Consider the following 13,183-nt stretch of genomic DNA (forward strand, 5'->3'; position numbering starts at 1 on the left):
TGCCGAACACCCATCGATGACCCAGAGCCTCCCTCGCCATGCCCCTGCTCGACAGCCCCTTCGCCCAGCTCGATCTGATCCGCCAGCCAGAGCAACATAACGATCCGCTGCAAGCCTTCGACGCCGCCGACGAGTACCTGCTCAACTACCTGGCGGAACAGCAACCGAGCGCTGCGACCCGCGTGCTGGTGCTCAATGACAGCTTCGGCGCCCTGGCTGCGAGCCTGGAAGGCCGGGTGCAGGTGACCTCCAGCGGCGACTCGTTCCTGGCCGCCCTGGGCCTGGATAAAAACCTGGTGCGCAATGGCAAGGCCTTTGACGCCGTGCCGTTCATCCCCGCCAGCGAGGTGCCCAGCGGGCCGTTCGACCGGGTGCTGATCCGCGTCCCCAAGACCCTGGCATTGCTGGAAGAACAGCTGATCCGCCTGCAAGGCCAACTGGCGCCGGGCGCCGAAGTGATTGCCGCAGCCATGGTCAAGCACCTGCCCCGGGCGGCCGGTGAGTTGCTGGAGCGCTATATCGGGCCGATGCATGCATCCCTGGCGGTGAAGAAGGCACGGTTGCTGATTGCGACACTGGCCGACCGCCCCGCGGCGGTCTCGCCCTACCCGACGCGCTACACCCTGGACGCGCCGGCCATCGAACTGCTCAACCATGCCAACGTGTTCTGCCGTGAAGGCCTGGACATCGGCACCCGCGCCTTCGTGCCGCACCTGCCCAATAACCTGGGCAGTGCCCGCGTGGCGGACCTGGGTTGCGGCAACGGGGTATTGGCGATTGCCAGCGCACTGCAAAACCCCGACGCCCGGTACACCTTGGTGGACGAGTCCTATATGGCCGTGCAATCGGCCCTTGAGAACTGGCAAGCCGCCCTCGGTGAGCGGGAGGTGACAGTACGTGCCGGGGACGGCCTCGCAGGCCAGGAGCCGGACTCCCTCGACGTGGTGCTGTGCAACCCGCCGTTCCACCAGCAGCAGGTGGTCGGCGACTTCCTCGCCTGGCGTATGTTCCAGCAGGCGCGGGAGGCGCTGGTGGTAGGCGGCGCCCTGTATATCGTCGGCAACCGTCACCTGGGTTATCACAGCAAGTTGGCGCGCTTGTTCCGTGGCGTAGAGCAGGTCGCCGCCACGCCCAAGTTCGTGATTCTCAAAGCACGCAAATAAAAAAAGCCCTGCCCTTCCAAAAGAAGAGCAGGGCTGAAAACCGGGCGCGAAGCCCGGATCGGGATGTCAGTGGGTGGTCAGGCCGGCCGCATTCATGAACATGCGCATCAGGCTGGCCACCACGAACAGGGCCAGCACACTGCCGGTCCAGATCATCGCCAGCCAGCCGAGGCGCCGCCAGAGCGGCTGTTTCTCGGCCTGTTCAATCTCGTGCAACGTAGGTTTGCCGGACATGCAACGACCCTCCTAGTGATAGCCGTCTTCGTGGGTGACCTTGCCGCGGAACACGTAGTAGCTCCAGAAGGTGTAGCCCAGGATGAACGGGATGATGAACAAGGTGCCCACCAGCATGAAACCCTGGCTCTGCGGCGGCGCAGCGGCATCCCAGATCGACACCGAGGGCGGGATGATGTTCGGCCACAGGCTGATCCCCAGACCGCTGTAGCCGAGGAAGATCAACACCAGCGTCAGCAGGAACGGTGTGTAGTGGGCATTACGCGCCACGGCGCGGATCAAGCCGTACATGGTCACCAGCACCAAGATCGGTACCGGCAGGAACCAGAACAGGTTCGGCAGGGTGAACCAGCGCGAGGCGATTTCCGGGTGCGACAGCGGCGTCCAGAGACTCACGATGCCGATCACGGCCAGCACCACGAAGGCCAATGGCCGCGCCAGGTTGTGCATCTTCTCCTGCAACGGGCCTTCGGTTTTCATGATCAGCCAGGTGCAGCCGAGCAATGCATACGCCACGATCAGCGCCACGCCGCAGAACATCGTGAACGGCGTGAGCCAATCCAGCGAGCCGCCGGCAAACTGGCGATTGACCACCGGGATCCCGTCGATAAACGCCCCCAGCGCGACGCCCTGGAAGAACGTGGCCGCCAGCGAACCGCCGATAAACGCCTTGTCCCACAGGTGACGCTTGTGGTCCTTGGCCTTGAAGCGGAACTCGAAGGCCACGCCACGAAAGATCAGCCCTACCAGCATCAGGATCAGCGGCAGGTACAGCGCCGACAACACCACCGAATAGGCCAGCGGGAACGCGCCGAACAACGCCGCGCCGCCCAGCACCAGCCAGGTTTCGTTACCGTCCCAGACCGGGGCCACGGTGTTCATCATCACGTCACGGTCGGTCTTGCCCGGGATAAACGGGAAGAGAATGCCGATACCCAGGTCGAAGCCGTCCATGACCACGTACATCATGATGCCGAAGATGATGATCACGGCCCAGATCAGCGGAAGATCAATACCCATCTCAATTCCCCTTATGCTGGATGTGGGCGTGGTCGTCATCGCTGCCATCATCGGCGGCGGACAACGGACGGGCCGGTGTGCGTTTCTGGCCAGGGCCACCGTGGGTCGGTTCCGTGCCTTCGTGGGTCACCGGGCCTTTGCGCACCAGGCGCATCATGTAGCCCAGGCCGGCGCCGAACAGCGCGAAGTACACCACCACGAACAACACCAGGGTGATCGTCATCTGCGCCAGGCTATGCCCGGAAGAAGCATCCGCCGTGCGCATCAACCCGTAGACCACCCACGGCTGGCGGCCGATCTCGGTGGTGAACCAACCGGCGAGAATCGCGATCAGCCCGGACGGCCCCATCCACAGCGCCAGGTACAGGAACGGCCTGGACGTGTACATTTTGTCGCCCCGGCGCAGCCAGAGGCTGAACAGGCCGGTGAAGATCATCAGGAACCCCAGGCCGACCATGACCCGGAACGACCAGAATACGATGGTCGAATTCGGCCGGTCTTCCGGCGGGAACTCCTTGAGCGCCGGCACCTGTTTGTCCAGGGAGTGGGTCAGGATCAGGCTGCCCAGGTACGGAATCTCCACCGCATATTTGGTTTTTTCGGCTTTCATGTCGGGCCAGCCAAACAGGATCAGCGGCGTTGGCTCATTGCCTTTGTTTTCCCAGTGGCCTTCAATCGCTGCGATTTTTGCCGGCTGATGCTCGAGGGTGTTGAGGCCATGGAAGTCGCCGATCACCGCCTGGATAGGCGCCACGATCAGGGCCATCCACATCGCCATCGACAACATCTTGCGGATCGCCGGGTTGTCTTTGCCGCGCAGCAAGTGCCAGGCCGCCGAGGAACCCACGAAGAACGCGGTGGCCACGAACGCCGCCGTCGCCATGTGCATCAGGCGGTAAGGGAACGACGGGTTGAAGATCACCGCCAGCCAATCGGTAGGAATCACGCGGCCGTCGATGATTTCAAAGCCTTGCGGCGTCTGCATCCAGCTGTTGGACGCCAGGATCCAGAAGGTCGAGATCAACGTACCGACGGCCACCATCACGGTGGAGAAGAAGTGCAGCTTGCGCCCCACCTTGTTCCAGCCGAACAGCATCACACCGAGGAAACCGGCTTCGAGGAAGAAGGCCGTAAGCACTTCGTACGTCAGAAGCGGCCCGGTCACGGCGCCGGCGAAGTCCGAGAAGCGGCTCCAGTTTGTGCCGAACTGGTAGGCCATGACCAGACCGGAGACCACGCCCATGCCGAAGTTGACGGCAAAGATCTTCGACCAGAAATGGTAGAGGTCACGGTAGGTATCGTTGTGGGTCTTGAGCCACAAGCCTTCCAGCACCGCGAGGTAACTGGCCAGGCCGATGGTGATCGCCGGGAACAGGATGTGGAATGAGATGGTGAACGCGAACTGAATTCGGGCGAGATCTAGCGCCTCCAAACCGAACATAAGTCTTCCTCTGTCAGGTAATACCGGCTGCTGGCGGGAGCCTGCACCCACTGCCCCCACGGATATGGAGTCTGGCGAATTTCAATTCGTTTCTTTTTTTAACCAACCACGTAGGGAGTCGGGCCTTGCGGCCACCAGAACAAATTCTGAAATGACTTTGATCTGGATCAATCACAGTGAAAAGAGTAGTCCCATTTTCGCGGTTGGCCTGTGTGGTCTTTTGCCGCGTGACAGCTTGCCTCAGCCTTCTTCTCGCAACTAATTGTTACAGCTTGATGCTAATCTGCCCCTTCCCTCCGGCCTTGACCTGAACTCCCGATGCCCAGTGAACCCACGTTGCTGTTACGTCACCACCGCCCTTTCATCGCGTTCTGGCTGGCACGGATCTTCACCGCCAGCGGCTTCCAGATGCTTACCGTGGCCATTGGCTGGAACCTCTACCAACTCACCGGCAACGTGCTCGACCTGGGGCTGGTCGGCCTGGTGGAGTTCGTGCCGCGCGTGCTGTTCATGCTGCACACCGGGCATGTGGCCGACCGCTATGAGCGACGCAAAGTCGCGGCCATCTGCCAGACCGTGCAGGCGCTGATTGCCCTTTCCCTGGCCATCGGCGGCCTCACCGGCAACGTGACCCGCGAGATGATCTTCATCCTCGCCTTCCTGCTCGGTGCCGCACGCTCGTTTGAAATGCCCACCACCCAGGCCCTGCTGCCAAGCATCGTGCCCAGTGCGCTGTTCCCGCGTGCGGTGGCCTCGTCGCAGTCGGCCCAGCAACTGGCAACCATCGTCGCCCCGGCCCTCGGTGGTTTGCTATACGCCTTCGGCAGCGTCTGGGTGTATGGGCCCACGGTGGCGCTGTACCTGATTGCCTGTGTACTGACCCTCAACCTGCCCGCCCGCCAGACCCCGCTCAACAAAGGCAAGGCCACCCTCGATTCACTGCTGGCCGGCATCCGTTTTATCCGCAGCCGCCCGGACATCCTCGGGGCGATTTCCCTCGACCTGTTCGCCGTGCTGCTGGGCGGCGCCACCGCGTTGCTGCCGGTGTTCGCCAAGGACATCCTGTTGACCGGCGCCTGGGGCCTGGGCCTGTTGCGCTCGGCGCCGGCGGTGGGCGCGTTGTTGATGTCGTTGTGGCTGGCGCGGTTTTCGGTAGATCGGCAGGTGGGCCGGGTGATGTTCACCGCCGTCGGCGTATTCGGCGTGGCGACCATCGCCTTCGGCCTGTCCACCTCGTTCTGGTTTTCCCTGGCGGTGCTGGTGGTGCTGGGCGCGGCGGACATGATCAGCATGGTGATCCGTGCGTCCTTCGTGCAGCTGGAGACGCCGGATGAAATGCGCGGACGGGTCAGTGCGGTCAACGGTCTGTTTATCGGTGCCTCCAACCAATTGGGCGAGTTCGAATCGGGGATTACCGCCCATTGGTTCGGCACCGTGCCCGCCGTGGTCATGGGCGGCATCGGTACGCTGGTGGTGACCGGGGTGTGGATCAAACTGTTCCCGACCCTGGCGAATCGGGATCGTATGCATGTACCGGTAGATGAAAGCATCAAGCCCGCTGCATGATCCAATGTGGGAGGGTGCTTGCTCCCTCCCACATTTGGATCTTCAGTGTTTGCTGGACCGCGTCAGAGCACCTTATCCAGGGTGATCGGAAACTCTCGCACCCGCTTGCCGGTGGCATGGTAGACCGCATTCGCCACCGCCGCCGCCACCCCGACAATGCCGATCTCTCCCACGCCCTTGGACCCAAGGGCGTTGACGATCTCGTCATGTTCCTCGACAAACACCACGTCAATCTCGCCGATATCGGCATTTACCGGGATGTGGTACTCGGCCAGGCTGTGGTTCATGTAGCGGCCCAACTGATGGTCGATCTGGGTCTCCTCATGCAGGGCCATGCCGATGCCCCACACCACCCCGCCGAGGATCTGGCTGCGGGCCATCTTCGGGTTGACCACCCGCCCGGCCGCAATGGCGCTGACCACGCGGCTGACCTTGATCGTGCCCAAGTCTTCATCCACCCGCACTTCGACGAACACCGCCGAATGGGTGGCGGTGGCGTAACCCTCGCGCTTTTTGTCCGGCTCGCTGTCGACCTGGACTTCCACGCTCTCTTCACCGCTGTCCTTGACCAGCTGTGCCAACGACACGCTCACGTCGCCGGTGTGCAGTTGGCCGTCTTCAAAACGCACGGACTCGGCATCCTTGAACACCGGGTAAGTCTGCCGGGCGATGGCCAGCAGCCTGGCGCTCAACGCTTCGCAGGCTTGCTGCACGGCGGTGCCGACGGACGACACGGTGAACGAACCACCTTGCAGCGGCGCGGAGGGCAATGAAGAGTCGCCGAGCAGGAACACCACGTCCTCAACCGCCACGCCACTGGCCTGCGCCGCGATCTGGGTCATCACCGTGTAGGTGCCAGTGCCGATGTCCGTGGTCGCACTGCTGACGGTCAGCTTGCCCTCGGCGTCGATGCGCGCCTTGGCGCTGGCCTTCATCTGCATGGCCTCCCACACGCCACCGGCCATGCCCCAGCCGATCAACTGGCAGCCGTCGCGCATGCTGCGCGGTTCCGGGTTGCGCTGGCTCCAGCCGAAGCGCTCGGCACCTTCGCTGTAACACTCGCGTAGGGCCTTGCTCGACCAGGGTTTGTCTTCGTTCTGGTTGCGCTCGGCGTAGTTGACCAGCCGCAGTTGCACCGGGTCCATGCCCAAGGCGCTGGCCAACTCGTCCATGGCGCACTCCAGGCCGATCACGCCCAAGGCAGCGCCGGGCGCGCGCATGTCCAGGGGCGTGAATACATCCAGCGGCACCAGTTTGTAGGTCAGTTGCACGTTGTCGCAGTGATAGAGCATGCCGCTCCACTCCACCACGTGCTCGCTGAAGTCTTCGAAGCGCGAGGTCTGGCCAATCGCCGTATGCCCCAATGCCAGCAGGCGACCATTGGCGGCGGCGCCCATCTGCAAACGCTGCAAGGTGCGCGGGCGGTAGCCGAAGGTGAACATCTGCTGGCGGGTCAGGGTGACGCGCACCGAGCGCTTGAGCGCCAGGGACGCCATCACTGCCAGCGGCAATTGATACTGCGGGCGCAAGCCCGAGCCGAACGCACCACCGACGAACGCGGCGAAGATCCGCACCTGGCTTTTATCCAGGCCGAACACCTCTTGCACATAGGCCTGGCAGTTCTGCGGGCCCTGGGTCTTGTCATGGATAAGCAAGGTGCCGTCCGGCTGATACAGCACGGTGCTGGCGTGGGGTTCCATGGGGTTGTGGTGTTCGATGGGAGTGCTGTAGTGCAGGTCGAGGCTGACGGCGGCAGCGGCCCACTCGGCCTGGAAATTGCCACGCGGCTTGGGCGGCGCCTGCGGTGAAGCATGGGCCTGTTCCTGCTGGGCGAGCAGGTCGGTCTCGAAGTCTTCCCGTGCGTAGTCGATCGCTACCAGCGAGCCGGCATGCCGCGCCAGCTCCAGGTTGTCGGCGATCACCAGGGCCAAGGGTTGGCCGCTGTACAGCACACGGTCGTTATACAACGGGCGAAACGGTGAGCCGTCCGCCGCATCGTCATCCTGGAAGGCATCGTCGTAACGGGCGATTGTCGGCCGGTTGAGGTGATGGATAACCGCCATCACGCCCGGCAGGGCCAGAGCCCTGGACGCATCGATCGCCAGCACACGGCCCTTGGCGATGGTGCTGGACACCACACTGCCGTGGAGCAGGCCGTCCTCGGGAAACTCACCGGCATAACGCGCCTGGCCGGTGACCTTGAGCAGACCGTCGACACGGTCCAGGGGTTTGCCAATAGCGGTCATGGGCGATCTCCTGCGACGGCGGCGTCGCTCAGGGCGCGGATGATTGCGCGGCGCGCCAGCTTGATCTTGAAGCCGTTGTGTTCCAGCGGCTCGGCATCTTGCAGCACCGCGTCGGCGGCATTACTGAAGGTTTCGCGGCTGACCGCCCGGCCGATCAGCGAGGCTTCCACCGCACGGTCGCGCCAGGGTTTATGGGCCACGCCGCCGAGGGCCAGGCGCGCGTCGACGATTCGATCGCCGTCCAACTCGAGAGCGGCGGCCACCGACACCAAGGCAAACGCGTAAGACGCGCGGTCGCGGATTTTCAGGTAATGGCTGTGACGGGCCAGGTGGTCGGCGGGCAATTCGATGGCGGTGATCAGCTCATCGTCGGCCAGTTGGTTGTCGCGTTGGGGCGCATCACCGGGCAAGCGGTGGAAGTCGGCAAACTCGATAACCCGCGCGCCGCCTCGGCCTTCGACATGCACCCGCGCCTCCAGCGCCGCCAGGGCCACGCACATGTCCGACGGGTGAGTTGCCACGCACCGTTCGCTGGCACCAAGGATCGCATGGATACGGTTCAACCCAGTGCGCGCCGGGCAGCCGCTGCCGGGTTCCCGCTTGTTGCAGGGCACGCTGGCGTCATAGAAGTAATAGCACCGGGTGCGTTGCAACAGGTTGCCGCCGGTGCTGGCCATATTGCGCAGTTGCGGCGAGGCCCCGGCAAGGATCGCCTGGGACAGCAACGGGTAACGCTGTTCGATCAGCGGGTGCCAGGCCAGGTCGGCATTGCTCACCAGCGCGCCGATGCGCAGGCCGCCCTCGGCGGTTTGTTCAATCTCATTGAGCGGCAGGCCGGTGATATCGATCAGGTGCTCGGGGCGGCTGATGTTTTCTTTCATCAAGTCCAGCAGGTTGGTGCCCCCGGCAATAAAGCGCGACGCCGCGCTGCTCAGGTGCACGGCTTCGTGGACATCGGCCGGTTTGCTGTACTGGAAGGGATTCATTGCTCACCTCCCTGGGCGCGGCACGCCGGCAAAGCCTCTTCGATGGCATCGCGGATATTGCTGTAGGCGCCGCAGCGGCACAGGTTGCCGCTCATCAGCTCCTGGATCTGTGCGCTGTCGTGGGCACGGCCTTCATTGGCCAGGCCAACGGCGGAGCAAATCTGACCGGGCGTGCAGTAGCCGCACTGGAAGGCGTCGTGCTTGATGAAGGCTTGCTGCATCGGGTGCAGTTGGTCGCCGTCGGCCAGGCCTTCGATGGTGGTCAGCTCGGCGCCGTCGCACATCACCGCCAGGGTCAGGCAGGCGTTGATGCGTTTGCCGTCGCGCAATACTGTGCACGCACCGCATTGGCCGTGGTCGCAGCCTTTTTTGCTGCCGACCAGGTCCAGTTGCTCGCGCAGCAGGTCCAGCAACGTGGTCCAGGGCAATACGTCGAGTTGGCGGTCCTGACCATTGAGGGTCAAGCATATGGAGTGGGCGACGAACGGTTGGGCCGCCGCGCCATTGGGGGTCGCGCTCATAAACACCTCACGGGTTGGTGTACGTCCGCGGCGTTCAGGAAAGTCGCCGTCTCAGGGGTACGACTTCCCGGGGTATTGAGCGTTCAAGATGATTGATCAGCGGATATTGAGCAGGGTCTTCAAGGTATTCCGCGGGCCGTTGATCGACGAGTTGCTGTATTCGAACCAGCCTTGGGCCTGGACATTCAGGTCAAATACATAGATGTAGCCCATCAGCGTGCCTGCCCCACTGCAGGCCTCGCTGACGCTGCCGACCTGGCACACGGGCGTACGTTGCCCGTTCAGTTCGGCACCATTGAAGCGCCCCATCGGGTTGCTACCCAGGCCGACTTCCATCACCGACACTTGGGTGGGCCCACGGTGCGTGCACATCTGGGTGCTTTGCGCGCGTTCCGGGATGGTTTCCGTGCAGTGCGCCGATTCGACCTTGAACACGCGCACCTCGCTCAAGGGCGGTGCAGTCGCGCCCCACACCGGTGCCGCGCCCAACCACAGGCCGAGACAGGGGATCAGGGCTAGACTCCACGCGTTGGCTTTTTTCATGCTGTCGATGACCCGCTGTTGAACGTCGCCGCAGTATGCCTCAAGGCCATGCGCCACACAGCCTCGGCTGCTGGTATGATGCGCCGCTTTTTCCGATCCTCTCTGGAACCACAGGCGCTTGGCGCAGTTTGTGCTTTGACTTAGAGGTCAACAAATAACGACGCAACATAGCGTCACAGGGAGCAGGCATGCTGGAAAAGCTGTTTCAACTCAAGGCACACAACACCAACGTGCGCACCGAGATCCTCGCGGGCATCACGACATTCCTGGCCATGGCCTACATCCTGTTCGTGAACCCGAGCATCCTCGGCGAGACCGGCATGGACAAGGGCGCGGTGTTTGTCGCGACCTGCCTGGCGGCGGCCATCGGTTCGACCGTGATGGGCCTGATCGCCAACTACCCGATCGCGCTGGCACCGGGCATGGGCCTCAACGCCTTCTTTACCTACACCGTGGTGTTGCACATGGGTCACACCTGGCAGGTTGCGCTGGGTGCGGTATTCATTTCGGCGGTGCTGTTCTTCCTGCTGTCGATCTTCCGTATCCGTGAGTGGATCATCAACAGCATTCCCCTGCCCCTGCGTTCGGCGATTGCCGCCGGTATCGGCCTGTTCCTGGCGCTGATCGCCCTGCACAACGCCGGGATCGTGGTCGGCAACCCCAACACCCTGGTGGGCATGGGCGACCTGACCAAGCCGGCGCCTATCCTGGCCATCCTCGGCTTCATGCTGATCGTTGCGCTGGAAGCCCTGGCCGTACGCGGCGCGGTGCTGATCGGCATCCTGGCGGTAACCATCGTCTCCATTCTGCTGGGCGTCACCGCGTTTGGTGGCGTGATGTCGATGCCGCCGTCCCTGGCCCCGACCTTCCTGCAGCTGGATATCAAGGGCGCGCTGGACATCGGCCTGGTCAGCGTGATCTTCGCCTTCCTGTTCGTCGACCTGTTCGACAACTCCGGCACCCTGATCGGCGTGGCCAAGCGCGCCGGGCTGATGGGCAAGGACGGCCACATGCCGAAAATGGGCCGTGCGCTGATCGCCGACAGTACCGCCGCCATGGCCGGTTCGCTGCTGGGTACGTCGACCACCACCAGCTACATCGAATCCGCTGCGGGCGTGAGCGCCGGTGGCCGTACCGGCTTGACCGCCATCGTGGTGGCGATCCTGTTCCTGCTGGCGCTGTTTTTCTCGCCGCTGGCCGCCAGCGTACCGGCCTTTGCTACCGCGCCGGCGCTGCTGTTCGTCGCCGTATTGATGACCTCAGGCCTGGCCGAAATCGACTGGGATGACATTACCGTTGCAGCGCCGGTGGTGATCACCGCCCTGGCGATGCCCTTCACTTACTCCATCGCCAACGGCATTGCCTTCGGTTTCATCGCCTGGACCGCCATCAAGCTGCTTTCGGGCCGCTACCGTGAGCTCAACCCGGCACTGGTGATTCTGTCGATTCTGTTCGTGATCAAGCTGGGCTGGTTCAACGCATGACTTTTGACGCCGCACGCTACACCGCTCAACTGCAAGACAAGGTCACGCGCTTGCGTGACCTGTTGGCACCGTTCGACGCACCCGAGCCGCAGGTCTTCGAGTCGCCGCTGCAGAACTTCCGCCTGCGGGCGGAGTTCCGCCTGTGGCGCGAAGGCGGTGAACGCCACTACGCGATGTTTTCCCAGGACGACAAGCGCACGCCGATCCTGATCGAAGCGTTCCCCATCGCCAGCACACGCATCAACCAACTGATGCCCCAGCTCAAGGCCGCCTGGCAAGCCAGCGCTGCCCTGAGCCACAAGCTGTTCCAGGTGGAGTTCCTCACCACCCTGGCCGGCGACGCGATGATCACCCTGTGTTATCACCGCCCGCTGGACGAGCACTGGCACACGGCGGCGAATAAGCTGGCGGCTGATTTGAATGTCAGCATCATCGGCCGCTCCAAGGGCAAGCGCGATGTGATCGGCCACGACTACGTGGTGGAAAAACTCGACGTGGGCGGCCGCACTTTCAGTTACCGCCAACCCGAAGGCGCCTTCACCCAGCCCAACGGCACGGTGAACCAGAAGATGCTCAACTGGGCATACGAAGCCTTGGGCGATCGCCCGGATGACTTGCTGGAGCTGTATTGCGGCAACGGCAACTTCACCCTGCCCCTGGCCACCCGTGTACGTAAAGTGCTGGCCACCGAGATCAGCAAGACCTCGGTGAATGCGGCCCTGAGCAACCTCGATGAAAACGCGGTGGGTAACGTCACCCTGGTGCGCCTCTCCGCCGAAGAGCTCACCGAAGCGCTGAATGAAGTACGCCCTTTCCGCCGCCTGCACGGCATCGACCTGAAGAGCTATGAATTCGGTAGCGTATTCGTCGACCCGCCCCGCGCCGGCATGGACCCGGACACCTGCGAACTGACCCGGCGCTTCGACAATATCCTGTACATCTCCTGCAACCCGGAGACGCTGGCGGCGAACATTGCGCAATTGCATGACAGCCACCGCATTACCCGGTGTGCGATGTTTGACCAGTTCCCGTGGACGCACCATATGGAATCCGGGGTGTTATTGACCCGGCGGTAATTCAGCGTCCTCAGGTTCCTTCTTGCGTGGCCGGCCGCCCTTCTTGCCATTGGCGCGGGCGGCGGCGGATTTGGCGGCGCTGCTCTTGCGACCGTTGCGTGACGCTACCAGGCTGGTGGCCAGGTCCATCAGCGGCTGGCTTGTGGCGATCAGGCCCGTGATCGAAACATCCAGATCCTGGGCCTCACAGCTAATGGCCTTGCCACCGAAACTGACTTCCAACTGCTGGAAATCTTCCTCTGAAAACCCTTCGAACTCCGGCAGGCCGGCCACCGGCAACATGACGCGGCTGCCGTCGCTGAAACCGATGGAAATGCAGTCGTCTACATAACGCACATTGCTGGCGTTGGCGTACAGGCGCTTTAGCCTACGGCCACGGGCGATTGCCTTGTCGATGTCGGCGTCAGTGAGAGGTACATAAGGTATGACTTTGGCTTTTACGATTTTCATAAATTAATCCCCACGCAATCTGGCGCTCTTACCAGATTCAAAATAGTCCGTTGCGCTACAGCGTCGTGCCAGGCGCTTGCGATGACGTAGACACCACGTCGAATGACTAACCCTGGAACCAATTCACTGGTGTCCCAGTTCCAGGAATGATTCTCCAGGCAAACCGTTTGCAGTTTTTCCCACCAAATCTTGCGTGCCCGTGCCAGATAATGTCGCTGCATGATTACCTCGCGTATTTCCTTCAGGACCGCAGTGGGTGGCCGCCTCCGTTCAGGCTCTACGTCCCACAATTCAACGTCCCCATCCAAAAAACTGAAACGAAACCGCGCATCCCATTCCCTGCCCCTGACATGTACATGAGGCGGACAATGCTCGTCCCTGATAAACACCGAGATGACATATCCCTTGTAAGCACCTACTTTCATCGTAACCCATCCGTTAGGTTATTTTCCG

The 13,183-nt window shown here is 62.6% G+C and carries 13 protein-coding genes; 4 read left to right on the forward strand and 9 right to left on the reverse strand.

Annotated features, from left to right (window positions below):
* Positions 1-38 precede the first annotated feature (38 nt).
* Complete coding sequence (locus tag J3D60_RS17140) at positions 39-1,163, forward strand: methyltransferase (protein WP_253492128.1); 1,125 nt, start codon at positions 39-41, stop codon at positions 1,161-1,163.
* Between the two features lie 66 nt (positions 1,164-1,229).
* On the opposite strand, the gene J3D60_RS17145 is transcribed toward J3D60_RS17140, so the two are convergent.
* Genes J3D60_RS17145 through J3D60_RS17155 form a run of 3 tightly spaced genes read right to left on the reverse strand, consistent with a single transcriptional unit; the run spans position 1,230 to position 3,858 of the window.
* Positions 1,230-1,397, reverse strand: a complete 168-nt coding sequence (locus J3D60_RS17145) for a DUF2474 domain-containing protein (protein WP_010562540.1) — start codon at positions 1,395-1,397, stop codon at positions 1,230-1,232.
* 12 nt (positions 1,398-1,409) lie between these two features.
* A complete protein-coding gene (cydB, locus tag J3D60_RS17150) occupies positions 1,410-2,417 on the reverse strand; it encodes a cytochrome d ubiquinol oxidase subunit II (RefSeq protein WP_027605307.1) in 1,008 nt (335 codons plus the stop codon).
* A gap of 1 nt (position 2,418) precedes the next feature.
* Complete coding sequence (locus J3D60_RS17155; RefSeq protein ID WP_027605306.1) at positions 2,419-3,858, reverse strand: cytochrome ubiquinol oxidase subunit I; 1,440 nt, start codon at positions 3,856-3,858, stop codon at positions 2,419-2,421.
* 318 nt (positions 3,859-4,176) lie between these two features.
* Here J3D60_RS17155 and J3D60_RS17160 point away from each other — a divergent pair, with 318 nt between their 5' ends.
* Positions 4,177-5,424, forward strand: coding sequence for an MFS transporter (locus J3D60_RS17160; protein ID WP_065938315.1), 1,248 nt, complete (start codon positions 4,177-4,179; stop codon positions 5,422-5,424).
* 62 nt (positions 5,425-5,486) lie between these two features.
* Here J3D60_RS17160 and J3D60_RS17165 read toward each other — a convergent pair whose 3' ends face one another.
* The 4 genes from J3D60_RS17165 to J3D60_RS17180 all read right to left on the reverse strand — a co-directional run bounded on the left by J3D60_RS17165 (position 5,487) and on the right by J3D60_RS17180 (position 9,720).
* On the reverse strand, positions 5,487-7,670 hold the full coding sequence (locus J3D60_RS17165) for a xanthine dehydrogenase family protein molybdopterin-binding subunit (protein WP_253492130.1): 2,184 nt from the start codon (positions 7,668-7,670) through the stop codon (positions 5,487-5,489).
* The gene (locus J3D60_RS17170; RefSeq protein WP_253492131.1) at positions 7,667-8,656 is read right to left on the reverse strand and encodes a xanthine dehydrogenase family protein subunit M; all 990 of its coding nucleotides are present in this window, start codon (positions 8,654-8,656) and stop codon (positions 7,667-7,669) included. The genes J3D60_RS17165 and J3D60_RS17170 overlap by 4 nt, the downstream gene beginning before the upstream one ends.
* Positions 8,653-9,177: a (2Fe-2S)-binding protein gene (locus J3D60_RS17175; protein WP_253492132.1), complete on the reverse strand. Its 525-nt coding sequence runs from the start codon at positions 9,175-9,177 to the stop codon at positions 8,653-8,655. Before J3D60_RS17175 ends, J3D60_RS17170 begins: the two co-directional genes overlap by 4 nt.
* Positions 9,178-9,273: 96 nt before the next feature.
* Positions 9,274-9,720 (reverse strand): DUF4879 domain-containing protein, encoded by a 447-nt coding sequence (locus tag J3D60_RS17180; RefSeq protein ID WP_253492133.1) that lies wholly within the window; start codon positions 9,718-9,720, stop codon positions 9,274-9,276.
* A 188-nt stretch (positions 9,721-9,908) separates the two neighbouring features.
* On the opposite strand from J3D60_RS17180, the gene J3D60_RS17185 reads away from it, so the two are divergent.
* Both J3D60_RS17185 and trmA read left to right on the forward strand, forming a co-directional pair.
* The gene (locus J3D60_RS17185) at positions 9,909-11,204 is read left to right on the forward strand and encodes an NCS2 family permease (protein WP_053137959.1); all 1,296 of its coding nucleotides are present in this window, start codon (positions 9,909-9,911) and stop codon (positions 11,202-11,204) included.
* Entirely contained in the window at positions 11,201-12,280 is a 1,080-nt protein-coding gene (gene trmA, locus J3D60_RS17190; RefSeq protein ID WP_253492134.1) for a tRNA (uridine(54)-C5)-methyltransferase TrmA, read from the forward strand. The genes J3D60_RS17185 and trmA overlap by 4 nt, the downstream gene beginning before the upstream one ends.
* Here the strand turns inward: trmA and J3D60_RS17195 are convergent.
* Both J3D60_RS17195 and J3D60_RS17200 read right to left on the reverse strand, forming a co-directional pair.
* Positions 12,263-12,730 carry a DUF2442 domain-containing protein gene (locus tag J3D60_RS17195; protein WP_065938320.1) on the reverse strand — a complete coding sequence of 156 codons (468 nt, stop codon included), beginning with the start codon at positions 12,728-12,730 and terminating at the stop codon, positions 12,263-12,265. The genes trmA and J3D60_RS17195 overlap by 18 nt on opposite strands.
* On the reverse strand, positions 12,727-13,155 hold the full coding sequence (locus J3D60_RS17200) for a DUF4160 domain-containing protein (RefSeq protein ID WP_065938321.1): 429 nt from the start codon (positions 13,153-13,155) through the stop codon (positions 12,727-12,729). Before J3D60_RS17200 ends, J3D60_RS17195 begins: the two co-directional genes overlap by 4 nt.
* Between the last annotated feature and the right edge of the window lie 28 nt (positions 13,156-13,183).

Origin of the sequence: Pseudomonas sp. S3E17 (assembly GCF_024168685.1) — a bacterium.
GTDB classification, from domain to species: domain Bacteria; phylum Pseudomonadota; class Gammaproteobacteria; order Pseudomonadales; family Pseudomonadaceae; genus Aquipseudomonas; species Aquipseudomonas marginalis.

Excerpts from the sequence above, each read along its gene's own strand:
- J3D60_RS17160 (WP_065938315.1), top strand. The coding sequence starts at position 4,177 with ATGCCCAGTGAACCCACGTTGCTGTTACGTCACCACCGCCCTTTCATC.
- J3D60_RS17140 (WP_253492128.1), top strand. The coding sequence starts at position 39 with ATGCCCCTGCTCGACAGCCCCTTCGCCCAGCTCGATCTGATCCGCCAG.
- J3D60_RS17165 (WP_253492130.1), bottom strand. The coding sequence starts at position 7,670 with ATGACCGCTATTGGCAAACCCCTGGACCGTGTCGACGGTCTGCTCAAG.
- J3D60_RS17185 (WP_053137959.1), top strand. The coding sequence starts at position 9,909 with ATGCTGGAAAAGCTGTTTCAACTCAAGGCACACAACACCAACGTGCGC.
- J3D60_RS17155 (WP_027605306.1), bottom strand. The coding sequence starts at position 3,858 with ATGTTCGGTTTGGAGGCGCTAGATCTCGCCCGAATTCAGTTCGCGTTC.
- J3D60_RS17170 (WP_253492131.1), bottom strand. The coding sequence starts at position 8,656 with ATGAATCCCTTCCAGTACAGCAAACCGGCCGATGTCCACGAAGCCGTG.
- J3D60_RS17145 (WP_010562540.1), bottom strand. The coding sequence starts at position 1,397 with ATGTCCGGCAAACCTACGTTGCACGAGATTGAACAGGCCGAGAAACAG.
- J3D60_RS17195 (WP_065938320.1), bottom strand. The coding sequence starts at position 12,730 with ATGAAAATCGTAAAAGCCAAAGTCATACCTTATGTACCTCTCACTGAC.
- J3D60_RS17175 (WP_253492132.1), bottom strand. The coding sequence starts at position 9,177 with ATGAGCGCGACCCCCAATGGCGCGGCGGCCCAACCGTTCGTCGCCCAC.
- trmA (WP_253492134.1), top strand. The coding sequence starts at position 11,201 with ATGACTTTTGACGCCGCACGCTACACCGCTCAACTGCAAGACAAGGTC.
- J3D60_RS17180 (WP_253492133.1), bottom strand. The coding sequence starts at position 9,720 with ATGAAAAAAGCCAACGCGTGGAGTCTAGCCCTGATCCCCTGTCTCGGC.
- J3D60_RS17200 (WP_065938321.1), bottom strand. The coding sequence starts at position 13,155 with ATGAAAGTAGGTGCTTACAAGGGATATGTCATCTCGGTGTTTATCAGG.
- cydB (WP_027605307.1), bottom strand. The coding sequence starts at position 2,417 with ATGGGTATTGATCTTCCGCTGATCTGGGCCGTGATCATCATCTTCGGC.